Annotated in this window: 27 protein-coding genes; 15 read left to right on the forward strand and 12 right to left on the reverse strand. The window is 65.2% G+C overall.

All coding sequences use genetic code 11. The features are described from left to right. The first annotated feature begins 86 nt into the window (after positions 1-86). The 8 genes from JQ616_RS18940 to JQ616_RS18975 all read left to right on the forward strand — a co-directional run bounded on the left by JQ616_RS18940 (position 87) and on the right by JQ616_RS18975 (position 6,995). The gene (locus JQ616_RS18940) at positions 87-239 is read left to right on the forward strand and encodes an aa3-type cytochrome c oxidase subunit IV (protein ID WP_097676083.1); all 153 of its coding nucleotides are present in this window, start codon (positions 87-89) and stop codon (positions 237-239) included. Between the two features lie 145 nt (positions 240-384). After that, a complete protein-coding gene (locus JQ616_RS18945) occupies positions 385-1,509 on the forward strand; it encodes a Re/Si-specific NAD(P)(+) transhydrogenase subunit alpha (RefSeq protein ID WP_212016821.1) in 1,125 nt (374 codons plus the stop codon). 11 nt (positions 1,510-1,520) lie between these two features. Continuing rightward, positions 1,521-1,838 (forward strand): proton-translocating transhydrogenase family protein, encoded by a 318-nt coding sequence (locus tag JQ616_RS18950; RefSeq protein ID WP_195785907.1) that lies wholly within the window; start codon positions 1,521-1,523, stop codon positions 1,836-1,838. Between the two features lie 43 nt (positions 1,839-1,881). Then, complete coding sequence (locus JQ616_RS18955) at positions 1,882-3,282, forward strand: NAD(P)(+) transhydrogenase (Re/Si-specific) subunit beta (RefSeq protein ID WP_212016823.1); 1,401 nt, start codon at positions 1,882-1,884, stop codon at positions 3,280-3,282. A 316-nt stretch (positions 3,283-3,598) separates the two neighbouring features. Further along, positions 3,599-4,405, forward strand: a complete 807-nt coding sequence (locus tag JQ616_RS18960; protein WP_212017843.1) for an alpha/beta hydrolase — start codon at positions 3,599-3,601, stop codon at positions 4,403-4,405. A gap of 54 nt (positions 4,406-4,459) precedes the next feature. Beyond that, the gene (locus JQ616_RS18965; protein ID WP_212016825.1) at positions 4,460-5,557 is read left to right on the forward strand and encodes a calcium:proton antiporter; all 1,098 of its coding nucleotides are present in this window, start codon (positions 4,460-4,462) and stop codon (positions 5,555-5,557) included. 39 nt (positions 5,558-5,596) lie between these two features. Beyond that, positions 5,597-5,881, forward strand: coding sequence for a cupin domain-containing protein (locus JQ616_RS18970; protein WP_212016827.1), 285 nt, complete (start codon positions 5,597-5,599; stop codon positions 5,879-5,881). Between the two features lie 277 nt (positions 5,882-6,158). Further along, entirely contained in the window at positions 6,159-6,995 is an 837-nt protein-coding gene (locus JQ616_RS18975) for a hypothetical protein (RefSeq protein WP_349630020.1), read from the forward strand. A 9-nt stretch (positions 6,996-7,004) separates the two neighbouring features. Here JQ616_RS18975 and JQ616_RS18980 read toward each other — a convergent pair whose 3' ends face one another. Both JQ616_RS18980 and rpsU read right to left on the reverse strand, forming a co-directional pair. Next, positions 7,005-7,664 carry a tetratricopeptide repeat protein gene (locus JQ616_RS18980; RefSeq protein ID WP_212016831.1) on the reverse strand — a complete coding sequence of 220 codons (660 nt, stop codon included), beginning with the start codon at positions 7,662-7,664 and terminating at the stop codon, positions 7,005-7,007. Between the two features lie 125 nt (positions 7,665-7,789). Next, positions 7,790-8,086, reverse strand: coding sequence for a 30S ribosomal protein S21 (gene rpsU, locus JQ616_RS18985; protein ID WP_021078544.1), 297 nt, complete (start codon positions 8,084-8,086; stop codon positions 7,790-7,792). Between the two features lie 264 nt (positions 8,087-8,350). On the opposite strand from rpsU, the gene aqpZ reads away from it, so the two are divergent. Further along, positions 8,351-9,073, forward strand: coding sequence for an aquaporin Z (gene aqpZ / locus JQ616_RS18990; protein WP_212016833.1), 723 nt, complete (start codon positions 8,351-8,353; stop codon positions 9,071-9,073). Positions 9,074-9,136: 63 nt separating this feature from the next. On the opposite strand, the gene JQ616_RS18995 is transcribed toward aqpZ, so the two are convergent. Together JQ616_RS18995 and purE are read right to left on the reverse strand one after the other, a co-directional pair. Next, positions 9,137-10,240, reverse strand: a complete 1,104-nt coding sequence (locus JQ616_RS18995) for a 5-(carboxyamino)imidazole ribonucleotide synthase (protein ID WP_212016834.1) — start codon at positions 10,238-10,240, stop codon at positions 9,137-9,139. Further along, positions 10,237-10,725, reverse strand: a complete 489-nt coding sequence (purE, locus tag JQ616_RS19000; RefSeq protein ID WP_212016836.1) for a 5-(carboxyamino)imidazole ribonucleotide mutase — start codon at positions 10,723-10,725, stop codon at positions 10,237-10,239. Before purE ends, JQ616_RS18995 begins: the two co-directional genes overlap by 4 nt. Positions 10,726-10,870: 145 nt before the next feature. On the opposite strand from purE, the gene JQ616_RS19005 reads away from it, so the two are divergent. Continuing rightward, complete coding sequence (locus JQ616_RS19005) at positions 10,871-11,587, forward strand: GGDEF domain-containing protein (protein ID WP_212016838.1); 717 nt, start codon at positions 10,871-10,873, stop codon at positions 11,585-11,587. Positions 11,588-11,619: 32 nt separating this feature from the next. On the opposite strand, the gene JQ616_RS19010 is transcribed toward JQ616_RS19005, so the two are convergent. From JQ616_RS19010 to JQ616_RS19020, 3 genes are all read right to left on the reverse strand, one after another. After that, the gene (locus tag JQ616_RS19010) at positions 11,620-11,871 is read right to left on the reverse strand and encodes a hypothetical protein (RefSeq protein ID WP_212016840.1); all 252 of its coding nucleotides are present in this window, start codon (positions 11,869-11,871) and stop codon (positions 11,620-11,622) included. Positions 11,872-11,901: 30 nt separating this feature from the next. After that, complete coding sequence (locus tag JQ616_RS19015) at positions 11,902-12,126, reverse strand: hypothetical protein (protein ID WP_212016842.1); 225 nt, start codon at positions 12,124-12,126, stop codon at positions 11,902-11,904. 192 nt (positions 12,127-12,318) lie between these two features. Then, entirely contained in the window at positions 12,319-12,525 is a 207-nt protein-coding gene (locus JQ616_RS19020) for a YdcH family protein (protein ID WP_024583705.1), read from the reverse strand. Positions 12,526-12,765: 240 nt separating this feature from the next. Between JQ616_RS19020 and JQ616_RS19025 the strand changes: the two genes are divergently transcribed. Beyond that, entirely contained in the window at positions 12,766-12,951 is a 186-nt protein-coding gene (locus JQ616_RS19025) for a YdcH family protein (protein ID WP_050422666.1), read from the forward strand. A gap of 108 nt (positions 12,952-13,059) precedes the next feature. On the opposite strand, the gene JQ616_RS19030 is transcribed toward JQ616_RS19025, so the two are convergent. Then, positions 13,060-14,163, reverse strand: a complete 1,104-nt coding sequence (locus tag JQ616_RS19030; protein WP_212016843.1) for an NAD(P)/FAD-dependent oxidoreductase — start codon at positions 14,161-14,163, stop codon at positions 13,060-13,062. 249 nt (positions 14,164-14,412) lie between these two features. Between JQ616_RS19030 and JQ616_RS19035 the strand changes: the two genes are divergently transcribed. The 3 genes from JQ616_RS19035 (at position 14,413) to JQ616_RS19045 (ending at position 20,507) form a co-directional block, all read left to right on the forward strand. Then, complete coding sequence (locus tag JQ616_RS19035) at positions 14,413-17,100, forward strand: sensor domain-containing protein (RefSeq protein ID WP_212016845.1); 2,688 nt, start codon at positions 14,413-14,415, stop codon at positions 17,098-17,100. A 352-nt stretch (positions 17,101-17,452) separates the two neighbouring features. Further along, positions 17,453-18,976, forward strand: a complete 1,524-nt coding sequence (locus tag JQ616_RS19040; protein WP_212016847.1) for an ABC-F family ATP-binding cassette domain-containing protein — start codon at positions 17,453-17,455, stop codon at positions 18,974-18,976. 64 nt (positions 18,977-19,040) lie between these two features. Next, positions 19,041-20,507: a glycerol-3-phosphate dehydrogenase gene (locus JQ616_RS19045; protein WP_212016849.1), complete on the forward strand. Its 1,467-nt coding sequence runs from the start codon at positions 19,041-19,043 to the stop codon at positions 20,505-20,507. 6 nt (positions 20,508-20,513) lie between these two features. Here the strand turns inward: JQ616_RS19045 and JQ616_RS19050 are convergent, their stop codons facing one another. The 4 genes from JQ616_RS19050 to JQ616_RS19065 form a co-directional block, all read right to left on the reverse strand. Then, positions 20,514-21,743, reverse strand: coding sequence for a tetratricopeptide repeat protein (locus JQ616_RS19050; protein ID WP_212017845.1), 1,230 nt, complete (start codon positions 21,741-21,743; stop codon positions 20,514-20,516). A 285-nt stretch (positions 21,744-22,028) separates the two neighbouring features. Further along, positions 22,029-23,135 carry an alpha/beta fold hydrolase gene (locus JQ616_RS39665; protein ID WP_212016851.1) on the reverse strand — a complete coding sequence of 369 codons (1,107 nt, stop codon included), beginning with the start codon at positions 23,133-23,135 and terminating at the stop codon, positions 22,029-22,031. A gap of 45 nt (positions 23,136-23,180) precedes the next feature. Further along, the gene (locus JQ616_RS19060) at positions 23,181-24,374 is read right to left on the reverse strand and encodes an FAD binding domain-containing protein (protein WP_212016853.1); all 1,194 of its coding nucleotides are present in this window, start codon (positions 24,372-24,374) and stop codon (positions 23,181-23,183) included. A gap of 24 nt (positions 24,375-24,398) precedes the next feature. Continuing rightward, entirely contained in the window at positions 24,399-25,385 is a 987-nt protein-coding gene (locus JQ616_RS19065; RefSeq protein WP_212016855.1) for a Bug family tripartite tricarboxylate transporter substrate binding protein, read from the reverse strand. A 142-nt stretch (positions 25,386-25,527) separates the two neighbouring features. On the opposite strand from JQ616_RS19065, the gene JQ616_RS19070 reads away from it, so the two are divergent. After that, positions 25,528-25,719, forward strand: coding sequence for a hypothetical protein (locus tag JQ616_RS19070; protein WP_212016857.1), 192 nt, complete (start codon positions 25,528-25,530; stop codon positions 25,717-25,719). Positions 25,720-25,724 lie beyond the last annotated feature (5 nt).

Consider the following 25,724-nt stretch of genomic DNA (forward strand, 5'->3'; position numbering starts at 1 on the left):
ATCGCCCGATCGGGACCACGCCGTTGCCCTGCCAACCCGTTTGCGGTAATGGCTCGCGGAACGCGAATTTCTGACTGGGGACAGCGATGGCAGACCATAGCGAAGTGGCCTACACGACCGCCGACGGCAACGATTACGTGGCGCATGAGCAGACCTATGAAGGGTTTCTCGTGCTGGTCAAATACGGCACCATCAGCGTCGCCATCCTCCTCGCCCTGATGGCCTATTTCCTGGTCTGATCCCTGACCGGCTAGCGGTGCCGCCGTCCCGCGGCGGTGCCGGAATTTCTGATCGAGCCCGGTTGCAAATACCGGGTATCCAATCTGGCGAAAATAACGCTAGTTTGAAGACGCGTGCGGCGCTTGCGCCGCCGGGGGAGGGCCCATGAAGATTGCCGTTGCCAAGGAAATCGATCCGTCCGAGCCGCGGGTTGCGGTTTCGCCCGATACGATCAAGAAGTTCAAGGCGATCGGCGCCGAGGTGGCCGTTGAGCCCGGCGCGGGCGTCAAGTCGGGCCTGCCCGATTCGGAGCTCACCGCTGCCGGCGCCACCGTCTCGGCCGACGCGCTCAAGGATGCCGACATCATCATCAAGGTGAAGCGGCCCGAAGCCTCGGAACTGTCGAAGTACAAGCGCGGCGCGCTGGTCATCGCGATCATGGACCCCTATGGCAACGAGGCCGCGCTGAAGGCGATGGCCGATGCCGGCGTTTCCGCCTTCGCGATGGAATTGATGCCGCGCATCACCCGCGCCCAGGTGATGGACGTGCTGTCCTCGCAAGCCAACCTGGCCGGCTACCGCGCCGTGATCGAGGGCGCCGAGGCGTTCGGCCGCGCCTTCCCGATGATGATGACCGCCGCCGGCACCGTTCCGGCCGCCAAGGTATTCGTGATGGGCGTCGGCGTCGCCGGCCTGCAGGCGATCGCGACCGCGCGGCGGCTGGGCGCCATCGTCACCGCGACCGACGTGCGCCCCGCCACCAAGGAGCAGGTCGAATCGCTCGGCGCGAAGTTCCTCGCCGTCGAGGACGAGGAGTTCAAGAACGCGCAGACCGCCGGCGGCTACGCCAAGGAAATGTCCAAGGAGTACCAGGCCAAGCAGGCCGCGCTCACCGCCGAGCACATCAAGAAGCAGGACATCGTGATCACCACCGCCCTGATCCCGGGTCGTCCGGCGCCGCAGCTGGTGTCGGGTGAGATGGTGAAATCGATGAAGCCCGGTTCGGTGCTGGTCGATCTCGCGGTCGAGCGTGGCGGCAATGTCGAGGGCGCCAAGCCCGGCGAGGTGGTCGAGGCCGACGGCGTCAAGATCGTCGGCTACACCAATGTCGCCGGCCGCGTCGCCGCGTCGGCCTCGAGCCTGTATGCGCGCAATCTGTTCTCGTTCATCGAGACCATGGTCGACAAGGCCAGCAAGGCGCTCGCGGTCAATTGGGACGACGAGCTGGTGAAGGCCACCGCGCTGACCAAGGACGGCGCCGTCATCCATCCCAACTTCCAGCCGAAGTAAGGAGAGAAGCCATGGAGCATATCGCGCAGGCCGTTGATCCCTTCGTGTTCCGGCTGTCGATTTTCGTTCTCGCCGTGTTCGTCGGCTATTTCGTGGTGTGGTCGGTGACCCCCGCGCTGCACACGCCGCTGATGAGCGTGACCAACGCGATCTCGTCGGTGATCGTGGTCGGCGCGCTGCTCGCGGTCGGCGTCGGCATGGTCTCGAGCGGCTCGGGCTGGGCCCGCGGCTTCGGCTTCGTCGCGCTGATCTTCGCCTGCGTGAACATCTTCGGCGGCTTCCTGGTCACCCAGCGCATGCTGGCGATGTACAAGAAGAAAGCCAAGTAACGGCAACCACCTCGGGGTGATGTAAGAATTTGGGGGACCTGAGATGAGCGCCAATCTGTCTGCAGTATTCTATCTCGTCGCCGGCGTCCTGTTCATCCTGGCGCTGCGCGGCCTGTCGAGCCCGGCGTCGTCGCGCCAGGGCAACATGTTCGGCATGATCGGCATGGCGATCGCGGTCGCCACCACGCTGGCGAGCCATCCGCCGGCCGATGGCGTAGCCTGGCTGCTGGTGATCCTCGCGGTCGCGATCGGCGGTGGCATCGGTGCCGTGATCGCGCGCCGGGTGCCGATGACCTCGATGCCCGAGCTGGTCGCCGCATTCCACTCGCTGGTCGGTATGGCCGCGGTGCTGGTCGCCGCCGGCGCGTTCTATGCGCCCGAGGCGTTCGACATCGGCACGCCCGGCAACATCCATCCGCAGAGCTTGGTCGAGATGTCGCTCGGCGTCGCGATCGGCGCCTTGACCTTCACCGGCTCGGTGATCGCGTTCCTGAAGCTCTCGGCCCGGATGAGCGGCGCGCCGATCATCCTGCCAGCCCGCCACGTCATCAACATCGTGCTGGCGCTGGCGCTGGTGTTCTTCATCGTCGGCCTCGTGCTGTCCGGCAGCGCGTTCGACTTCTGGATGATCACCATCCTCGCGCTGGCGCTCGGCGTGCTGATGATCATCCCGATCGGCGGCGCCGACATGCCGGTCGTGATCTCGATGCTGAACTCGTACTCCGGCTGGGCCGCGGCCGGCATCGGCTTCACGCTCGGCAACTCGGCGCTGATCATCACCGGCGCGCTTGTCGGCTCGTCGGGTGCGATCCTGTCCTACATCATGTGCCACGCGATGAACCGCTCGTTCATCTCGGTGATCCTCGGCGGCTTCGGCGGCGAGACCGCGGCGGCCGGCGGCGGCAGTGGCGAGCAGAAGCCCGCCAAGCTCGGCTCGGCTGATGATGCCGCCTTCATCATGAAGAACGCCTCCAAGGTCATCATCGTGCCCGGCTACGGCATGGCGGTGGCGCAGGCCCAGCACGCGCTGCGCGAAATGGCCGACCTGCTGAAGAAGGAAGGCGTCGAGGTGAAATACGCCATTCACCCGGTCGCGGGCCGCATGCCCGGCCATATGAACGTGCTGCTGGCCGAAGCCAACGTGCCCTATGACGAGGTGTTCGAGCTCGAGGACATCAACTCGGAGTTCGCCCAGGCCGACATCGCCTTCGTGATCGGCGCCAACGACGTCACCAACCCGGCGGCGGAAGAGGACAAGACCTCGCCGATCTACGGCATGCCGGTGCTGCAGGTCTGGAAGGCCGGCACCGTGATGTTCATCAAGCGCTCGCTGGCGTCGGGCTATGCCGGCATCGACAATCCGCTGTTCTACCGCGACAACACCATGATGTTGCTCGGTGACGCCAAGAAGGTCACCGAGAACATCGTCAAGGCGATGGCCTGACACTGATGGCCCTGAACCGGGAGTGGCATCGACACCATCGCATGCCACCCCGAGCCACGCGCGAGCAGCGCATCGCGTGGCATGTGACGCATGCGCATGTTTGCGCCTGCCGGCCCGTTCCCGACAGCATCAGGCTCGAGGTCGAAAGACTGCTCAATTCGAGGCGCAGGCCCCTCTCGGCGGCTACTAAAGATCAGGGGCGGGACTAAAAACGGCGAAAACAACCCCATGCAAAGTAGCGATGGGGTCTCACATCATCCGACACACTAGATCTAGAGCGGAAATTGAGAGCGGCAGGCGGGATTTGCGCGTGGTTCTGACGATCCTGAAATGGCTGCTGATCGTCGCCGCGGTGGTCTATCTCGGTGGCCTCGCGGTGCTGTTCGTCAAGCAGCGCGAGATGCTGTTTCCGATCCCGCCGGTCGGGCGGACTGCGCCGGCGGCCGCAGGACTTCCCGAGGCCGAAGAGCATGTCCTGACCACTGATGACGGCGAGAAGGTGATCGTCTGGCATGTGCCGGCGAAGCCCGGCCGGCCTGTCGTGCTGTTCTTTCCCGGCAATGGCGATTTCCTTGCCGGCCGTGTCGCGCGCTTCAAGGCGATCACCGCCGACGGCACCGGGCTGGTGGCGTTGTCGTACCGTGGCTACGCCGGCTCGAGCGGATCCCCGAGCGAGCAAGGTCTGCTGCAGGACGCTGCGGCAGCCTACGCGTTCACCACCGCGCGATACCGTGCCGAGCAGATCGTGGTCTGGGGCTTCTCACTCGGTACCGGCGTTGCGGTCGCGCTCGCCGCCGCACATCCGGTCGGCAGGCTGATCCTGGAGGCGCCCTACACGTCGACGGCCGACGTCGCCGGCGAGCACTTCTGGTTTGTGCCGGTCAGCCTGTTGATGCGGGATCAATTCCATTCCGACCGGCGAATCAGCGGCGTCACGGTGCCGCTGCTGATCATGCATGGCACCGACGATCCGGTGATTCCGATCCGTTTCGGCGAGCGGCTGTTCGGCCTCGCCCATGAGCCCAAGCAGTTCGTGCGACTGCCCGGTGGCGGGCACGACAACCTCGACGATTTCGGTGCGACGGGGACGGCGCGACCGTTTATCGACGCCGCAAGAGGCTGACGGGGGCGATTGTCTATCGCATAATCGCGGCATCGGAAGTGAGGGGATCCCACGATGAGCGCACACGGACCGATGCCACGGTCGGCCTGGCTGTATCCTGTTCTGGCGGTGCTATTGTTCGCCGCGGTCACAGTCACCGGTTACGGCTTCGCGCCGTCGGCCCCCGGCTGGGTGTTCGCAATCGTGCTGCTGGTGATCTTGTTCGGCACCGTGTTCGCGGCGGTCCATCACGCCGAGATGATTGCCGAGCGGATCGGCGAACCGTTCGGCACGCTGCTCCTGACGCTCGCGGTGACCATCATCGAGGTGGCGCTGATCTCGACCATCATGCTGGGCGACACCCCGGCGCCGACCCTGGCGCGCGACACCGTGTTCGCGGTGGTGATGATCGTCTGCAACGGCCTGGTCGGGCTCTGCATCTTCATCGGCGGCATCCGTTACCGCGAGCAGGATTTCCAGATCACCGGCGCCAACCTCTATCTCAGCGTGCTGTTCGTGCTCGCGACCATCACGCTGGACATGCCGAATTTCACGCTGACCGCGCCGGGCCCGATCTATTCCACGGCCCAACTCGCCGTGATCAGTGTCGTGACGCTGCTGCTCTACGCGGTATTCCTCTACACCCAGACCATCCGCCACCGCGATTACTTCGTCGGTGGCGCCAACGAGGCGGCGGCGCATGGCGAGGTGATGTCGGACCGTGAGACCGTGATCAGCGTCGTCCTGCTGCTGGTGTCGCTGCTGGCGGTGGTGCTGCTGGCCAAGAAATTCTCGCTGGTGGTCGATGTCGTCACCATCAAGATCGGCGCGCCGCCGGCTTTTGCCGGCCTGGTAGTGGCGGCGCTGATCCTGTTGCCGGAGAGCGTTGCGGCGGTGGCTGCGGCGCGCAAGAACGACCTCCAGAAGAGCATCAATCTCGCGCTCGGCTCCTCGATCGCGACCATCGGGCTCACGGTTCCCGCCGTGGCGCTTGCCGCCCATGTGCTCGACAAGGAACTGGTGCTCGGGCTCAGCAACCAGCATATGCTGATCCTGCTGCTCACCTTCATGGTCAGCATGCTCACCTTCGGAACCGGTCGCACCAACATCCTGTTCGGGCTGGTTCACATGGTGGTGTTCGCCGTGTTCGTGTTCATGGTCTTCGTGCCGTAGGGCACGATACGCTCAAACAAGAAACTTGGAGAAGTGACGATGCTTAGTGCCAAATCGGACGTGCAGGTGGATACGGCGGAGGTTCGCGTGACCGAATGGCGGCTCGCGCCCGGCAGCGCCACCGGCCACCACACCCACGAGATGGACTACGTCATCGTTCCGATCACGACCGGCGAGATGACCATCGTGGCGCCGAACGGCGACCGCTCGAAGGCGCAGCTCGGGGCCGGCAAGTCCTACTTCCGCAAGGCCGGGGTCCAGCACGACGTGCTCAACGAGACCGCCAGCGAGATCGTGTTCCTCGAGGTCGAGCTCAAGCCCTGATGCGGGCGGTAACCCTGCGCGCGCAGAATGGCAGCCCCGAGCGGGCGCGGCTGTGGAAATTCATAAGCCGTTAACGGCTGCACGATGAATTAAGAGGTGGATGCGGCCTACGCAGGGGGCGCCTCCGCTGAAACCAAAGTGACACCAAAGGTGACGTCGGAACGGGGGTTTGCCACCGATCCGACGCAGTTGATCCCTGAATGTGCCTCAAAGTTCCAGCATGAAATAACGGGGCGGGGAGTGGCAGGTCATGCTGAGTTACCTGAAGAAATTTGTGATGGACATCTTACCCTCGGTGGCAGCGACCATCATCGGGGCGTACATCGTCAATCACTACATCGTGGCCAGGCCGGAAGCGCCGGCCACCGCAGCCGTGTCCGCCGCCGTCGATCCCAAAGCTGCCGCCAAGCCCGCCACCGTTGTCAGCAGCCTCCCCGAAGCCGGCGTGAAGGCCAAGGGCATGTCCGAGCGCACGCTGATCGAGCGGTCGGCGTCCGAGAAGGCGACCGTCACCGAGAAGCCCGCCGAGAAATCCGCCGACCAGAAGCCTGACACGCCGGCTGATACCGCCAGCATCCCGACCGACACCCGCCACCACACGGCGGCGCCGAAGGCCGTCGCAAAGCTGACGCCCGCCGCGCCGCAGCCGGCCGCGCCCGCGACCTCAGCCGCTCCGGCCGAGACCGCAACGGCAACCGAGGAAAACCGCGACGCCAACGATCTCGCGCGTGCCGCCATCGAGCGGCTGCGCAAGGAGCGTCCGCAAGAGGCCGCGCGCGCCCAGGACGCTCAGCGCACCGATATCGCCCGCCTGCCTGAGGCGCAGCGTCCGGCAACCACGTCGGCGATCCGGCCGTTGCCGCCGACGATCATGGTGTCGAACCCGTCCACTGAGAACGTCGATCAATCCTCGCAGCAGCGTCCGCCCTACGCCGATGGGCAGGATTCGAACCGGCTGACGCCGCCGGCCGACATTCCGGTCCCGGTGATCCAGGCGCCGCTCGACCTGCGCGCCGATGCGGCCATGCCCGCGCCGAAGAACGACCACACCTCGGTGACCGACGACATGTTCTCCGGCATGAAGTCGATGTTCCACGCCGTCCTGCCCAAGTAAGCCGATAAATCAGCCGCCGGTGCGGGCCAGCCCGCTGCGCGCGTTGCCGTCGCCGGGCCGCAGCGCGAGCGCGCGATTGTAGGACGCCGCCGCCTTGGCCTTGTCGCCGAGCCGCTCATAGGCCTGGCCCCGGGCGCTCCATGCCGCAACATTGTTGGGATCGGCCTGCACGGCCTCGTCGAGGTCGGTGGCGGCCTGCTTGGCCTTGTCGAGCGCGAGGTAGCTTGTGGCGCGGCCGACCAGCGGCTCGGCCTTCTGAGGCGACAGCCCGCTGGCCGCCGTGAAATCGTCGATCGCCTCCTGATGCTGTCCGCGGCCCTGATAGATCAGGCCACGGCCGTACAGGGCCTGGATGTTGTAGGGATCGGTCGTCAGCGCCTGCTCGAACTCCGCCTGCGCCTCGTCGAGCTTGCCGGAATGCGCCAGCACCTGGCCACGCGTCGCGTGATCCCTGGCGCTGTTGATGTCCTGCGGCGTGATGCTGTCGGCGGCCGGCTTGTCGGCGGTGGCGGCCGGTTTCGGCTTGTCGTTCGAGCCCCACGATCCCAAGTCGAAGGAGCACGCCCCGAGCGGCAGGCCGAGCACCATTGCAGCGATAACGAGTTGCAGCGCGCGACGGCGGTGCGCAGGTTCCGGAAACAGGGGGCGGGGTGCCGGAGCAACCTTCATGCAAAATGCTCTTGCCGGTAGTTTTGCCGGTAATTTTGCATGGGATCCCTGGAACGCGACCTGCTTCAAAACGACAACGCGGGCCCGTGGCCCGCGCTGTTAGACTTCCAGATCGGCGAAACGGTTCAGCGGGGGCCGCGACCAGCGCCTGCACCACCCGGACGGCCGCCGCGGTCGCCACCGGGACCAGCGCCGAACACCGGCTTCGGCTTCATCGGCAGCAGGCCTTCGCGCTGCAGCTTCTTGCGGGCCAGCTTGCGTGCGCGGCGCACGGCCTCGGCCTTTTCACGGGCCTTCTTCTCAGAGGGCTTTTCGTAGTGACCGCGGAGCTTCATCTCGCGGAAAATGCCCTCGCGCTGCATCTTCTTCTTCAGCGCCTTCAGGGCTTGGTCGACATTGTTATCGCGGACGAGAACCTGCACGCGGCATCCTCTTTTGAATTGATCGGTTCGGAATTCTGGCGAGGTGAAGGGGCGGCAAAAGGCCTGCCTCTTAACCCTAGGCGCGCGCATGTATCAGACAAACGCGCAGATGTCCACCGGTCGAGTGACTTTCGGGCCTAGTAAAGCCACGAAATAGGGCGAAAATGCCATTGTGCGGCCCTGATTTGGGTGGTTTGGCGCCCAGATGAGGGCCGCTCCCGGCGTTTTGGATGACCCGGGCATTGGAAATAGGGGAGATGCCACATGGATATGAAGAAATACGCTGCCGAGCTGATCGGTACGTTCTGGCTCACATTCGCGGGCTGCGGCAGCGCGGTCATCGCGGCCGGCTTTCCGCATGTCGGAATCGGCCTGGTCGGCGTGTCATTGGCCTTCGGGCTGAGCGTGGTGACCATGGCCTATGCGATCGGCCATATCTCGGGCTGCCATCTCAACCCGGCCGTGACGGTCGGCCTCGCCGCGGGCGGGCGTTTCCCGGGCGGCCAGGTGCTGCCCTACATCATCGCGCAGGTGATCGGCGCCATCGTTGCGGCCTGGCTGCTCTATGTGATCGCCAGCGGCGCGCCCGGCTTCGATGTCAGCAAGGGCTTTGCCTCCAACGGCTATGACGCGCACTCGCCGGGCCAGTACAGCATGGTGGTGTGCTTCATCATGGAGGTCGTGATGACCATGATGTTCCTGTTCATCATCATGGGTTCGACCCATGGCAAGGCGCCGGCCGGCTTCGCACCGCTCGCGATCGGCCTTGCGCTGGTGATGATCCATCTCGTCAGCATTCCCGTCACCAACACCTCGGTGAATCCAGCGCGCAGCACCGGGCCGGCGCTGTTCGTCGGCGGCTGGGCGCTGGCGCAGCTCTGGATGTTCTGGGTCGCGCCTCTGATCGGCGGCGCGCTCGGCGGCGTGATCTATCGCTGGCTCAGCGACGAGCCGACCGGCATCGTTGCCGGTGTGAAGACGGCGTGATCCAATGGGATCGTGCTTGCCACGATCCCATTTCCATCGATGCGTCGAAGCGCCTCTGTGGAATTATGATTTGCGGGGCGGCGTCACTTCGGTGACGTGGCCCATCTTGCGGCCCGGGCGCGGCGTGCCCTTGCCGTACAGATGCACGGTGGCGCCGGGAACGCTGAGCCACTGCTCGTAGTTCAGGATGTCGTCGCCGATCAGGTTGGTCATGGTGACCTCGCCATGGCGCACCGGCTTGCCCAACGGCCAGCCGGCGATCGCGCGGATGTGCTGCTCGAACTGTGAGATCGAGGCGCCGTCGAGCGTCCAGTGGCCGGAATTGTGCACGCGCGGCGCGATCTCGTTGACCAGCACCGTCGCGTCGCCGTTGCCGGGCACCACGAACAATTCCACCGCGAGCACGCCGACATAGTCGAGCGCCGCGGCGATCTTTTCGGCGATCGCGCGTGCCTGTGCGGCAAGCTCTTCGGGGATCGCGGCCGGCGCGCGGGAGATCTTCAGGATGTGGTCGCGATGCTCGTTTTCGGTGACGTCGAAGCATTCGACTTCGCCGGACGCGGAGCGCGCCGCGATCACCGAGATCTCCCGCTCGAACGGCACGAAGGCCTCGAGGATCGCCGACTTGGTGCCGAGATCGTCCCAGACCTGCTCGATGTCGTCGCCTTGACGGATGATGGCCTGGCCCTTGCCGTCATAGCCGAAGCGGCGGGTCTTGATCACGGCCGGCAGGCCGATCCGCTCGATCGCGCTGCGCAGCGTCGCGACCGAGGAGACATCGGCATAGTCGGCGGTGCCGATGCCGAGCTTGCTGATGAAATCCTTCTCGATCAGCCGGTCCTGCGTGGTCTCGAGGATCTTGTACGCGGGCAGCACCGGGCGCCGCGCGGCGAGCACCATCGCGGTCGCGGCCGGCACGTTCTCGAATTCATAGGTGACGACGTCGACGTCGTTGGCGAACAGTTCGAGCGCCTCGACGTCGGCATATTCCGCGCAGGTGGCGTGCTGCACGACGTCGAAGGCCGGCGAGTCCGGATCGGGCGAGAACACCTGGCAGCGCAGCCCGAGGCGCGCTGCGGCCATCGCCAGCATCCGGCCCAATTGTCCGCCGCCGAGGATTCCGATGGTGTCGCCCGGCTTCAGCTTCACAGGGTTGGAAGCCGTCACGCCGTGCCCTCCGGATGGTCCTTGACCGCATCGGTCTGCTGGGTGCGCCAGGCCGCAAGACGGGCCGACAAAGCGGGATCGTTGAGCGCGAGCACGCTTGCCGCGAGCAGTGCGGCGTTGATCGCACCGGGCTTGCCGATCGCGAGCGTTCCGACCGGAACGCCGGCCGGCATCTGCACGATCGAATAGAGCGAATCGACGCCGGACAGCGCCTTGGATTCGACGGGAACCCCGAACACCGGAAGCTCGGTCAGCGCCGCCGTCATGCCCGGCAGATGCGCGGCACCGCCGGCGCCGGCAATGATCACCTTGTGGCCGGCCGCCTTGGCGCCCTTGGCAAAGGCATAGAGCCGATCCGGGGTGCGGTGGGCCGAAACGATGCGCGTTTCGCAGGCAACCCCCAGCGCGGCCAGGGTCTCGGCGGCGTGGCGCATGGTTTCCCAGTCGGACTGGCTTCCCATGATGATGGCGATCGGAGCGGTCATCTCTTCAATTCTGTTCAGGAATCCAAAAGCATAGGCCGATTATAGGGGCGGCCCGGTTGTCATCCAAGGCGTGGCAAGGGAGTTAGAATGGACTATCCTGTCTTGGTGAATCCCGGCAAGCCTTCATAAGCAAGCCTCAACAAAGATGCGCATGAAGAAGAAGACGACGGCGGCCGCCTCCGGGGTGGCAAAACGACGAAAAGGCACGACTGCCGCGCCCAAACCCGCACCCGGCAAGACTGGAACCAAAAAGACTGGCGCAAAAAGGGCTGGAACCGGCGTTGCCGGGCGCGGCGCGGTCACCTCCGGCGACAAATCGACCATCCGCAGGTTGCGGGCGCAGCTGGCACGGGCCCAGGCCCGGATCGAGGAGCTGCAGGCCTCAGCCGAGACCGACTTCCTGCTCGACATCCTGAACCGGCGCGGCTTCGAGCGCGAGCTCGCCCGCTCGCTCTCCTTCATCAAGCGCTATCAGGCCTCCGGAGCGCTGATCGTGCTCGACGTCGACCGCCTCAAGCCGATCAACGATGCGTTCGGGCACGCGGCCGGCGACGAGGTGCTGAAGACGATCGTTGCCGCGCTCTCGGACCAGGTGCGCGCCTCCGACGTGATCGGTCGGCTCGGCGGCGACGAGTTTGCGCTGCTGCTGTGGAATCTCAGCGAGACCGATGCCCGCGCCAAAGCGGCTGCGCTGGAAGAGGCGATCGACCGCCTGACCTTCGTGTTCCGCGACCGTCAGGTCTCCGCGGGCGCCTCCGCAGGCGTTGCGATCCTCACCGCGCATTCGGATCTCGATCGCGTTCTCGATGAGGCCGACCGCGCGATGTATGTGCGCAAGGCGCAGCGGCGCCATGAATCCTAGACCAATCCTAGATCCTGGAGAATCCGCGGGGATTACAGCGCGCTCAGATCCTCCGGCACATTGCCGTAGGCCCGCAGCAGCTTGGCGTCGCCGAATTCGCCGATCGCGGGATCGCCGGTGCGGCTGAACGCGACGGCGCCGATGCTGCCCGGCATCCGCGACATCGTCTCAGCCCGGCGCAGTGCGATCGCCGAGCTCTGGCATTCTTCGGCATTGCCGGCGACCGGCGTGCCGTCGTCGTCCTGCAGGAAAGGCAGTGCCACGTAATAGGTCACATCGGCCATCGCTGTGCTCCCTGATGGTCAGGCCAAGAATCAGGCCGCGTCGCTCGCCACGTCGCGCGGCAGCTGCGGTCGTGCCGGCACGCAGCCGGCGGTGATCGCGGCCTGCAATTCCTCAAGCTCGGCTTCGAGATATTCGTTGGCCATGATCAGCGCCTTGATGGTGCTGCGCAGGTTGCCGTCGCACATCGCGATCGCCTGATCGCAGGCCTTCTCGTAGCGGCTGTTGTGGTCGGGCAGGGACGGCGGTGCGGACATGGCGAAACTCCCTTTGATGGCTGGCGGCTGGGCCGGAATGTTCTCTTTTTGTTCTAAAAGAGTCAAGCGCCGAGGAATGCGCTCGGCCACGTTGCCGCGAATGTGAAGCCGAATGGTGGGCGCTGTGGATGACGGGGAAAACCGCCTGTCCGAATGAACCTGGGCCGCGGGCCCCGCGAGGCGGCGCGCGCCTCAGGCGATGATGTCGGGCGTGATCTGATCTTCGATGAAGGCGATGCGATCGCGCAATTGCAGCTTCCGCTTCTTCAGCCGCTGCAGCATCAGGAGATCCGGCGCCGGCGACTGATGCAGCGCGTCGATCGCGGCGTCGAGGTCGCGGTGCTCTTGTTGCAGACGCGCAAGCTCGGCGAGGAGTTCGCGCTCATCCTGATCGTTCATGGTTGTGTATTAACTGGCAAGCACGATGAAGTTGTTGCGGCCGAAGCAGCCGCTCGCGCGAATATCCTCCCTCGGCGCGCGCCGCGCAAGCCGAACCGGTTCCCTCATCACAATTGGTTACAGATAAACCGAAATGCGTGCGTGCGGCATATCGCGTCCCCTATCGACAGCCCCGTCCACTCGTGTACACTTGTTGGTCCGGATCGAACCTGAGGTTTAACGCACCGAGGAGTGTTCGCAATGGCAATACAGGCCCATCTCGTTGAGCTGGAGCGTAAGCACAAAATACTCGAGAACGAACTGCACGAAGCACTCGTTCACCCCTCCGTAGACGATCTCCACATTTGCGAGCTGAAGCGCCGCAAGTTGATGGTCAAGGACCAAATAGAGCGGTTGAGACTGTCCGCCGACGATACGGTCCACTAAAGCCGGCCCCCCGCAAATCAGCAAACAATCCTGACCTTTCACCGAGGGATGAACGCCGGAGCGCGCATCCCCCGGGAGGTCATGCTGCGTTTGCCAAGCCGTATTTGCTCAATGTCCTGCCAGCTCGCCGACATGGTCGGCGACCGCGAGCGACGACGTCAGCCCGGGCGATTCAATCCCAAACAGGTTGATCAGCCCGGCAACGCCGTGGTCGGCGGGCCCCTGGATCAGGAAGTCCTGGGTCGCGACCGCCGGCGGCACGATCTTGGGCCGGATTCCCGAATAGCTCGGCATCAATGCGCCATCCGGCAGGGTTGGCCAGTATTTCCGGATCGCCGGATAGAACCGCTCGGCCCGCGCGGCGTCGACGGCGTAATCGATGTGATCGATCCATTCGACGTCGGGGCCGAACCGCGCCTGTCCGGCCATGTCGAGCGTCAGGTGCACGCCGAGCCCGCCGGGCTCCGGCACCGGATAGATCAGGCGCGAGAATGGCGCCCTGGCGCTGCAGCTGAAGTAATTGCCCTTGGCCAGATAAGCCGTTGGAATCAAATCGATCGGCATGCCCTCGACACTGCGCGCGACCGCGGTGGCGCCAAGGCCCGCGGCATTGACCAGCAGATCGCAGGCCAGCGTCATCGGCGCCGCGCCGCCGGCCTCGACCTCGAAGCCGTTAGCCGTGGCCCGGGCGTGGAGCAGCGGCGTGTGGAAAGCGAAGGCCGCTCCCGCTTCCTCGGCGTCGCCGCGCAGCGCCAGCATGTAGGCATGGCTGTCGATGATCCCGGTGGAGGGCGACAGCAGCGCGGCGTCGCAGTTCAGCGCCGGCTCCAGCGCGCGCGCCGCGGCGCCGGACAGCACCTGCATGTCGTCGACACCATTGGCCGCCGCATGGGCGCGGATCGATTGCAGCTTTTCGGTTTCCGCCGGCGTGGTGGCGACGATCAGCTTGCCGCAATTCTTGTGCGGGATGCCGTGCTCGGCGCAATAGCGGTACAGCGCCCGCTTGCCGCTCACGCACATCCGCGCCATCAGGCTGCCGGCGCGGTAGTAGATTCCAGCATGGATCACCTCGCTGTTGCGCGACGAGGTCACCGTGCCGATGCCTTCGGCCTCCTCGATCACAACCACCTCGCGGCCGGCCTGCGCCAGCCGGCGCGCCACGGCGAGGCCGATCACCCCCGCACCGACGATCACGCAATCAACCCTGTCCATCTCGTCCTTCAGGTCCGAAAATTTCCGCGCAGCAACGCCGCCGCCAACATCGTTCAGCCGATCCGTGCGCTTTGAGCAAGTGCTTGGGCCATCTCAAATAGTTGGGGAGCCATGCCCTGTTAGTGGAGCATTAATCATGTCAGGGCAATTGCCGTAAATTAAGTCTCGTTTTCCAGTTGCATCGTTACGCGTTTACCCGATCCAAACCGCCAAAGCCGGACACTCGCCCCGGAAATCCGCGGGTGATCGATGGCTGGCAGGAAGTGGCAGGCGGGCAGGAAGAATTCGATTCCGGCAAGGGCCGTGCTTTGCCTGATCGCTGCCGTCGTGCCCTGCGCTGCGGCGGAGGCCGGCACCGGCGCGTTCGCGCCGTCGAGCTACCTCGGTTACCTCGATCCCGGCGTGGTCTGGGAGCTCCTGATCGGCAGCGTGGTGGCCGCGTCGTTTCTCGGCGCGATCGGGCTGTGGATCCTCTCGGCGCTGCGCAAGGCCAAGCGCGCCCAGCTGCGGCGCAACGCCTTCGTGTCGTCCGCGCTCAACCATCTGAACCAGGGCGTGGTGATGACCGATGCGCGCGAACGCATCGTGTTCTGCAACGACCGCTATCTCGACATCTACGGCCTGGCGCGCGCCGACATCCGGCGCAACATGACCGGCACCGAGCTCCTGGAGCTGCGCCGCGACCGCGGCGTGCTCGACATCAGCGCCGCGGATTTCTTTACGCGGGCTGCGACGCCCGAAGGCCTCATCACCGAGCTGCCCGGCGGCCGGTCGGTGCTGGTGAAATACTTTCCGCTGCCGAACGGCGGCTCGGTCGCCACCCATCTCGATTGCACCGACCAGCGCCAGCTGTCGCGCAAGCTCGCCTCGACCACGCAATTCCTGGAATCGGTGCTCGACAACGTCCCGGTCTGCGTCGCTGCCAAGAACATCGAGGACGGTCGCTACATCTTCGCCAACCGCGCCTTCGAGCGCTTCTCGCGGTTCTCGCGCGATCACATCGTCGGCAAGCGCGCCGACGAAATCTTCCGTCCAGAAACCGCGGTCAGCATCGACACCGCCGATCGCGCCGCGCTGGACGCGCCGGAAGGCTATCACCGCAGCGAATTCTTCGTCGAACGCGGCTCGGACAAGCGCATCCTGGCGTCCAACCGGGTGATCGCCCGCAACGAGGCCGGCGAGCCGGAATTCCTGATCGCGCTGTTCGAGGACGTCACCGACCGCCGCTCGCTGTCGCGCGAGATCGAGAACAACAAGAAATTCCTCGAGCTCGTGGTCGACAACATCCCGGTCTCGCTGATCGTGCAGCGCGTCAGCGACGGCCGCTATCTCTTGGCCAACCGCAGCGCCGAGACCATCCTCAACCGCCGCCGCGAGGACGCCGCCGGCCTCACCGCCTCCGACATCTTCAACGCGCGCGAAGCCAAGCTGATCGTCGCCCGCGACGAGGCCGCGATCCGCAAGCGCAGCATGATCGCCGAGGAGCACCCGATCTCGACCAAGGACGGCCTGCGGCTGTTCCTGACCCGCCGCATGACCGTGCTCGACGACAATGGCGAGCCGCAATATCTGATCAAGACCCATGAGGACGTCACCGACCGGCGCCAGACCGAGTCGCGGATGGCGCACATGGCCTATCATGACGGCCTGACCGATCTGCCGAACCGCGCCGCCTTCCTGCAGGCGCTGACCCAGATGATCGAGGCCTGCGACGGCACCGACGAGGAATTTGCCGTGCTCTGCGTCGACCTCGACGGGCTGAAGGAGATCAACGACGTCTACGGCCACGCGATGGGCGACAAGGTGCTGATCGAGGTCGCGCAGCGTCTGCAGACCGTGGCGAGCGGCGGCGTGGTCGCGCGGCTGTCCGGCGACGAATTCGGCCTCATCATCGACGGTCAGCAGCCGGTCGCCGGCATCGCGCTGGCCGAGCAGGCCGCCGAGGCGCTCGGGCAGGATTTCCTGATCGACGGCAAGTCGGTGCGGACCGGCCTCACCGCGGGGATCGCGGTGTTCCCGCACAATGGCTCCGACGCGGCCTCGCTGCTGGCGAATTCCGGCGCGGCGCTGTTCCGTGCCAAGGCGAAGTCGCGCGGCACGATCTCGATCTTCGAGCCGGAGATGGACCAGCAGATCCGCGATCGCCGCGTGCTGCATCAGGAGCTGGCGGTCGCGCTCAGGAACGGCGAATTGTCGCTCTATTACCAGCCGCAGGCGGCCGCGGGCGGCAGCGTGGCAGCGAGCCAGATCATCGGCTTCGAGGCGCTGGCGCGCTGGCACCATCCGGTGCGCGGCTTCGTGCCGCCCAGCGACTTCATCCCGCTTGCCGAGGAAAGCGGCCTGATCGTCGAGATGGGCGAATGGATCCTGCGCGAAGCCTGCCGGGAGGCCGCCTCATGGGCGGTCCCGATGCAGGTCGCGGTCAACCTGTCGCCGGCGCAATTCATCCATGGCGACCTCGTCGGCCTGGTCCATTCGATCCTGCTCGAGACCGGGCTGACGCCCGACCGGCTCGAACTCGAAATCACCGAAGGCGTGCTGATCGAGGACTTTGATCGCGGCCTGTCGCTGCTGCGGCGGCTGAAGGCGCTCGGCGTCCGCATCTCGATGGACGATTTCGGCAGCGGCTATTCCTCGCTGAGCTATCTGCAGGCGTTTCCGTTCGACAAGATCAAGATCGACCGCGCCTTCGTCATCAATCTCGGCCGCAATCCGCAATCGGCCGCGATCGTGCGCGCGGTGATCGATCTCGGCCACGGTCTCGAAATGTCGATCGTCGCCGAGGGCGTCGAGACCGAGGCGCAGCTCAGCTTCCTCTCCGAGGAAGGCTGCGACGCGGTGCAGGGCTATCTGATCGGCCGGCCGGCTCCGATCGGTCAATTTGCCGCGCTGGTCGGCGGCGACCGGCTGGCCGAAACCGTGCGCAAGGCCGGATAAGCCGGCCTCGACGGTAGACTGGCCAGGCCGGCTGCGCTTGCCATCGATTGCGCGTCCGGTTAATTCTCGGCGCACCACAACTTTTGCCGAGAAAGGAGGGCTGCGTCGTGGCGAGATACAACGATCCCCACCTCAAGCGTGGCCCCGTCAACGCCCTGCAGATGCGTTTGCAGGGCTGACCGGAAACTCGGCTAAAATCTCTTCCTGGTCTGCCCTTCGTGGCCGTGCGGCGTCGAACGTTTGAGCGTTCGCGCCTGCACTCGAATCCCTCGCCGCGCTTCGACACGCACCTCAGTTGAGGGCTGCATGCCCACGCGATGTCGTGATTGCCGGCAAGACCAGAGAATTGACCGTGTCCCTCATCAATGTACGCAATCTCGGCGTGACGCTGAACGCGCCGCTGTTTTCCGAACTGAATTTCGTCGTCAATGCCGGCGACCGTATCGGCCTCGTCGCCGCCAACGGCCGTGGCAAGTCCACATTGCTGCGCTGTATCGCCGGCGCGATGGAGCCCAATGAGGGCGACATCACCCGCGCGCGCGGACTGACCGTGGGCCATGTCGAGCAGGATGCGCCGCAAGGACTGATGGATACGCCGTTCCATGCCGCCGTGCTGGAGACGCTGCCCGCCGGGCAACGCGACAGCGAGAGCTGGCGGGTCGACGTCGCCCTGCAAGCGCTGGAAGTGCCGGACGAACTATGGGCGCGGCCGCTCAAGCAATTGAGTGGCGGCTGGCTGCGGCTTGCGCTGCTCGCCCGCGTGCTGGTGAGCGAGCCCGATATGCTGCTGCTCGACGAGCCGACCAACCATCTCGACCTCGCCAAGATCGGCCGGCTCGAGGCCTGGCTGAATGGGCTGCCGCGCGAGATGCCGGTGGTGATCGCAAGCCACGACCGTGCCTTTCTCGACGCGACCACCAATCGGACGCTGTTCCTGCGCCCGGAATGGTCGCAGCTGTTCGCGTTGCCGTACACGCCGGCGCGTGCGGCGCTCGACGAATTCGATGCCTCGGACGAGCGCCGCTATGCGCGCGACATGAAGGCCGTTAGGCAGCTGCGGCAGCAGGCCGCCAAGCTGAACAATCTCGGCATCAATTCCGGCAGCGACCTCTTGCTGTCGAAGACCAAGCAGTTGAAGCAGCGTGCCGAGAAGCTCGAGGAGACCGCAAAGCCTGCGCATATGGAACGTTCGGCCGGCACGATCCGGCTCGCCAACCGCGACACCCATGCGAAAGTCCTGATCAGGCTGAACAACGCCGCGATCGCCACGCCCGACGGCAGGCCGTTGTTCCGGACCGGCCAGCAATTCATCTGCCGGGGCGATCGCATCGCGCTGCTCGGGCCGAACGGCGCGGGCAAGACCCGGTTCGTCGCGGCGCTGCGGCTGGCGATCGAGAACTCCGCGGCGGCCGCCGCCGAGATCCGCGCCACCGAGTCGTTGGTGCTGGGCTATTGCGATCAGGCGCTGGCCGATCTCAGAGATAGCGACACCCCGATGCGGATGCTGACGGCACGCTTCGCAGTCGGCGATCAGCGGGCGCGCGGCCTGCTCGCTGGCGCCGGGCTCTCGATCGAGATGCAGGGCCGTCCGATCGGTCGGCTGTCGGGCGGGCAGAAGGCCCGGCTCGGCATGTTGGTGCTGCGGCTGACCCAGCCGAACTTCTATCTGCTCGACGAGCCGACCAACCATCTCGACATCGAGGGGCAGGAGGCGCTGGAAGACGAACTGATGGAGCAGCAGGCCAGCTGCCTCTTGGTGTCGCACGACCGCCAGTTCGTGCGGACGGTGGCCAACCGGTTCTGGGTGATCGAAGGCAAGAAGCTGATCGAGGTCGATGGACCGGAACACTTTTTCGCTTCGGAGGGCGCAGGCTGACGCTGGACGCATTTTTTCTGCGAACACGTATTTCGTTCGCAATGAAATGCGATAGGCGTTCGGCATGGCGGACTACGACGTCGCGATCATCGGCGGTGGGCTGAACGGCACGAGCACCGCGCGTGATGCGGCCGGCCGCGGTCTGCGCGTGATCCTGCTGGAGCAGGGCGATCTCGGCTCCGGCGCCTCGCAGGCCTCGCCGCGGCTGGTGCATGGCGATCTCGCCGGGCTGGAACGGCGGGAGTTCTTCCGCGTCCGTCAGGCGCTCAGGGAGCGCGACGTGTTGCTGCGCATTGCGCCGCATCTGGTGCGGCCGGCGCGGTTTGCGATCCCGGTTCATGCCGGGGAGCGGCCGCTATGGCAATTGCGCTCGTTGCTGCTGCTCTACGAGCGGCTCGCTTCGCGCAGCGGCCTGTCGCGCTCGGCGACCCTCGATGTCACCCACCATCCGGTCGGCAATGCGCTGAAGCGGCCGTTCGGAACCGCGTTCGAATATTCCGACTGCGTCGTCGACGATTCCCGCCTCGTCGTGCTCAATGCGGTCGATGCCGCGGCGCGCGGCGCCGAAATCCAAACCGGCGCGCGCGTGACCCGGGCCGAGCGCGGCGAGGCCTGGCGGCTGGTCGCGATCGACCGCGGCTATCGGCGGGTGATCACGGCGCGGGCGCTGGTCAACGCGACCGGCGCGTGGACCGCTTCGGTCGCCGACACGGTGTTGCGCGTGCCGGCGCCGCGGCTCGTGACGGTGCAGATCAGCCAGGTCGTGGTGCGCCGCCTGTTCGACTGCGACAACGTCTATGCGTTCCAGAACCCCGACGGGCAATTGATCTTCGCCAGCCCCTATGAGCGCGACTTCACCCTGATCGGCAGCGTCGGTCATCCCTTCAAGGGCGATCCCGCCATTGTCGCGATGGATGTGCGGGAGGTGGCCTATCTCTGCGACGCAGCCAATCGCTACTTTCGCGAGCAGATCACCCCGGCCGATGTGCTGCGAACGGTCTCCGGTGCCAATTCCGTCGTCGCGGCCGGACGCTGGCGCAAGGGCGGTGGGGCCGTGTCGCTCGATTCCGGGCGCGGCAAGGCGCCGCTGCTCACCATCTTCGGCGGCGACGTCACGACGTCGCGGCGCCGGGCCGAGCGGGCCGTCTCGAAGTTCAAGCGGTTCTATCCGATGGGGCCGCGCTGGACCGCAACGGCGCCGTTGCCGGGCGGCGAATTCGCCTGGCAGCGCTTTGAAACCGAGGTCGACATCGCCCGCGATCGCTGGCGCTTCCTCGGCGAGCACGAGGCGCGGCGGCTGGTGGCCGCCTACGGGTTGAACGTTGGGGATGTTCTGGGCGACGCCAGGGAGAAGGCCGATCTCGGCCCGGCCTTCGGTGCTGATCTGACCGGCGCCGAGGTGCGTTACCTCATGCGCAAGGAATGGGCGCGCTTTCCCGACGATGTGCTGTGGCGCCGCTCCAAGCTCGGGCTCACCATGCCGCAAGCCGATCGCGATGCGCTTGCCGCGTTCATGGCGAAAGCGGATTGAACGCGGCTATTGCCGCGCCGCCTCCTGCGACCAGGCGAGGTCGCGTCGGGACGGGCGGCGATGCAGCCGGTCCGAGATCAGGCTCGTGGCCTGCCGGCCCTGGCCGGCGCGCAGGCACGCGACGATGAAGGTGTCCTCCCATAATTCGCGCTGGGCATGGCTGCCGCCGATCCGCACCAGCTCGGGCATCAGCGGCGCCAGGATGCGCACGGCGCCGTCATGGTCGCCGGCGGCGAAGGCGGCAATGCCTCGGCCGAGGCCGATCGCGGCAGGGCCGGGCGCCAGTTTGCCATCGGCGTCGCGCGCCGTCATCTCGGCCAGCCGTGTCTCCAGCGCATCGCTGTTCGTCGTGGCAGCGACCAGCGCCTGGTGCACGTCGGCGAAATGCGCGCCGGCTTTCGGGAAATAGCCGTCGCCATAGGCGGCGACATCCTTCCAGTGCGCTTCGAGGCCGGTCTTGCCGGCGACCGCGAGACGCCACAGCAGCGAAGCCGTGTCGGTGTAGATATTGAGCGGCGGATAGGGTCGGTTGGCCGGTTTTATGTGCTGCTCGTAGATATCGAGTGCACTGTCGGCGTCGCCTTCCTCGATCGCGATCAAGGCGAGGTGCCAGGCGAGATGACCTTGCAGGAAACTCGTCCGATCATTTGCCGGCAGCCAGGCGGAGAGGAAGCTGCGGCCTTCCGCTCCGTCGCCCTGCTCGAACAGCGCATGCGCCACGGCGTGCGCGGCGCCGGCGTTCTCCGGCTTCAGCGCATAGCCGCGCTCGGTGATGGCGCGGCCCGCGACGACGTCGCCGGCCTCGGTCTTCGACCAGCCGAGATAGGTCAGGAACCACCAATCCTCGCCATAGTCTTTGGCATAGCGTTCAGAGATTGCGAGCCGCGCGGCGTCATGGTCGGCCCGGCCGGAGAACGCATAGAGGCCGAAGGCGCCGAGCAACAGCGAGAGTATCTGCGCATCGCGCGGATATTCGTTGAGATGCCTTTCGGCTTCCGTCATCGCCTTCTTGCCCTGGCCCTCGATCACGGATGCGATGATCTCGATGTGCTGGCGCTCGCGCGGGCTCGCCGCCGCGGTCAGCTGCCGTGCATCGGCCGCCTTGGCGCGGGCCGCGGCGCCCTCCATGTTCAGCTGATGCACGCGGGCGCGGCCGAGATGGGCCAACGCGAACTCCGGATCCTCGGCGATCGCCGCCTCGAATGCGGCATCGGCGCCGTGCAGCGCCGCCAGCATCCGATCGACGCCGTCGACATAGTAGGCGGCGGCGCGGTCCGAATCGGTCGTCAGCGGCAGGCCGTAGCGGTCGTGAATCATCGGTTGTCCTCCCGAGTTTGGCCGCGAAGTCTAGGGCATGTCCTCATAAAGGCAACGAGCCCCTTCGGGGCTCACGTCAGCTTAGCCCTCGACAGCACCGCAAGAGCGAACATCGCGGGAGGCCCGAGTTCGGCCACAAGCCGACATTGGCGATAGCTCAAAATGCCCACCTGAGGGTGATCTAGTGGCACGCTCATTCCGCCATCAAGAGCGTGCGCTGCTTCCGGTATTCGACATCGTCCTTCGGCCGAAACCCGCATCGCGGGCTACAGCGACAGCTTTGGCACGGCTATTAACTCCGAGCTTTCTCAAGACAACTGAGACATGATTGCGGACGGTCTTTTCCGATATCTTCAGGCGGGCAGAGATGTCGGCATTACTCAAACCATGCGCTAGAAGCTCGAGGACGTCACGCTCCCGCGCGGTCAAGTCATCGAACGCCCCGGTGGCGCTGGCATACGATGCATCGAGAAGGAACTCGTCGAGCTCATGCACGAACTGTTTCCAGGCTGGCTCGGTGTCGAGAAGGATGTGATTGCGGCTCTCGAGCGGCACGAACCGCGCGTCAGGGACTAACGCTGCGACCTTGCGGCCCTCATCAAAAGACAACACCGCACTTTGACGGGAATGAAAGACCAGCGTTGGACAGCGCAGGCTCGGCAGCAGGTCCTGCATGTCGCTCTCGACGAGGGTGCGCAGCAGTGCGACGCCATTCTCGGCAGACGTCGTCAGACGCAGCAACTCATTGAAGGAACGAGTCTGTTCTGCAGTCGCATCCGGAATGTGCAACGAGGTCAGGAAGGTCCCGAATCCAGGGACGTCCTGCGGCCAGCCCATCTCGAATGCCTTGAGCTGTACCTGCATGTTCTCGACCCTCTCAGGCGGGGCCTTCGCTGTCAGCGGGCCCGACGGCGACGTCCCGTACAGCACGAGCCGGTTGACGCGCTCAGGATTTTTCACCGCAAAGGGCAGGGCGACCCGCGCGCCGCCAGACATGGCAAAGAGCGAGAAATCGCGGACGCCGGATGCACTGACGACCGCTTCGAAATCCTCAGCGAGCTTCTCGAAGGTGAACTTGACGCCCGTGCGGTCGGACAGGCCGGTCCCGCGAAAATCGTAGCGGATCAGCGTGTGTCGCTTTGCAAGCGCGGATATCCAGGGGCGCCAGACCGGGCTGTCCCAATCGAAGTTGAGATGGTGGACGAAATGCGCGACCCACACCAGCGGCGGTCCGCTGCCACATGTCCCATAGGCGATGCGCGTGCCATCGCGGCTGGTGCAAAAACGGATCTGCTGCGTTGAAGGCAACACGGGGTACCACACGAAATGTGTGGAATCGAATTACCATATCCGTGGCTATACCGTCGAGGGCCACTCGCCAATGCTGCCGGGCCCAAAGTCCCGCAGGAATGCACCAATCGGCGGCCGGATGCCGCGGCTAGCGGGTTCGAGGTGTTCACCCAGGAGACGTCCACGGGCGACAAGCTCCCTGCCTGCTTGCATTCGGCGGCGTTCGTACGCCGTCAATGCGTCATCGACGTTTCCTTTGGTGAGTTCATCGACCAGCGTGGAGGCGTCCTGTGCGGCTTTGGTGACACTGGTGCCGACATGCGGGCGCGCCACGAAAGCAGCGTCGCCCACCAGCGCAACACGGCCGAACGACATACGCGGGGATTCGAGATCATAGATGGCAGAAAGAATCGGCTGCTGAACGCTGGCGACGAGTTCGGCAAGCTGAGGCGCCAGCAACGTGCGGGCGGTGAGCTTGAGTTCGGAAACTACCTCTTTTCGGATAAGAGGGGGTGGTATCGAATCGCCATGACAAACTCCGGACGCATCGGTGCACCACTCCCGCAACTTCGAATCGTAGTCGGCCGGGCGAAACCAGACGAACATGCATCTGCGGCCGCCGGCTGCGTCACGATCGGCGATCGGGATGGAAAATGCGAGTTCACCGTCCGGCAGACAGAACACCATGTGCTGGAGCGTACGGGCGCGCCACTGCGACGGGATGTTGTTTTCGTCGACGATGCCTCGCCAGGCGACATAGCCGACATAGCGCGGAGCAATCTCGGGTACATACTGCCGGCGCACCGTTGAACGAATACCATCCGCCCCGATCAGCAGATCGGCTCCGAAGCGCGCGCCATTTTCGAACTCGGCAACGACGCCCCCCTCCTTCGGTTCGCACCGGGTGAGCGACATTCCTCCGTGGTAGGGTCCGGTCGAGTACATTTCCCTGAGCGCGCCGTAGACCCGGTCCCATGCCGTGGTCACTTCCTGCACCGGCACCTTGCAGATCGACTCACCGCTTCGGGCGAGGCAGACGTGGGAATGCACCTCCGTCCACATCGACCTGTCGATCCGGATTCCAATCTGGCGCATGACATTGAACAAGTCGGCCTGCGCTCCAAGCCCGGCCCCTCGCCCGGCGAGATCGCCGCGCGCGCGTTCAAAAATGTCGACATCCCATCCGACGGTTCGCAGAAGGTTTGCGGTGATCAGCCCGCTCAAGGAGCCGCCGATCACCAAGGCGCGCGGTTTGCTCATCTCAACCTCCGGCCGGACGCAGAATCAATTGATCTTGAGACCGGTCGTATCAATCAGATCCTTCCAGCGAGCATCTTCGGCCTTGATGAATGCCGCGACTTGATCTGGAGTCCTTCCGACCGGAACCGCCGCGAGATCGGCCAGGCGCTTGGCGACGTCAGGGAGCGCCAGGATTTCCGCGATCGCAGCCGAAAGCTTTGCTGCAATCGCGTCCGGCGTTTTGGGCGGAGCGACCATCGCGAACCACTCCACATGAGCGAACCCCGGCACGACCTCGGAAATCGTCGGAACGGCAGGCTCTTGTTGCAGCCGCTCCGGCGTCGCAGCGGCGAGCAGCCTGAGCTTGCCCTCCTTGATGCTGCCTGCGACGTTGCCGTAGAGATCGATCATCATGTCGATATGACCGCCCATCAGATCATTCATCGCCGGCGCCATGCCTTGATAAGGCACGTGCACCAGGCGAATGCCGGCGGCCTTCATCAATTGCTCGGTGGCTAGATGCGGCGTGCTGCCCGTTCCTGGCGATCCGAACGTGAGTTTGCCGGGATTGGCCCTGGCATAGGCAAGCAACTCGCCAAGATTTGACGCCGGCACTTTGGGATTGATGACGAGCACCGTCGGGAGCTTGACCATCAGGCTCACCGGCACGAACGCGTCGGGGTCAAAGTTCAAATGGGTCCGAAGGTGACCGCTGACCACAAGCGGCCCCGGAGGCGAGGCGAGCAGCGTGTATCCGTCGGGATCCGATCTTGCCACGGCCTCGGCACCGAGGTTCTGAGCAGCCCCGGGCCTGTTTTCGATGACGACGGGAACGTTCCACTTCGCTGATAGCTTGTCAGCGACGATCCGGGGCACGACGTCCAGCAGCGGACCCGGCGGTACGGGCACGACGATCTTGATCGTGCGATGGGGAAAATCCTCGGCCGCCATCGCCCCGCCAGGCGTGGTCGCAACCGTGCACATGGCCGCGACAAGACAAGTCGCGATTAAAGAGCGGACGAAGTGGCTCATTGATCGTCTCCTCCAGGTAACCGTACAACGCAGCAACCAATGGAGGGATATTCGAGCCCCATCCGGAAGTTGTCATGGGGCTAATGTCCCGGGAATCGCTCAAATTCCGAGCCCCAGCTTCCCGAAATTCAGGATCGAAATCGTGGATCTGGTCAAGTTGGAATGTCGGCAAGGAGTCAAAAGCGGTACGTTTCAGGCTGAACAAGTGTCTTCCGGTTTGTACCTCAAAGCCGACGCAACGCGCTTTGAGTACACGCCCAGCAGAGGCGCGGAGGCCGACAATATTGCGGGAGATGGCCGTGAGGCGGTTGAGCCGGTGGCGATCCGCCGCTAGCTTGC

It is taken from the genome of Bradyrhizobium tropiciagri, from assembly GCF_018130545.1.
GTDB lineage: Bacteria > Pseudomonadota > Alphaproteobacteria > Rhizobiales > Xanthobacteraceae > Bradyrhizobium > Bradyrhizobium tropiciagri_A.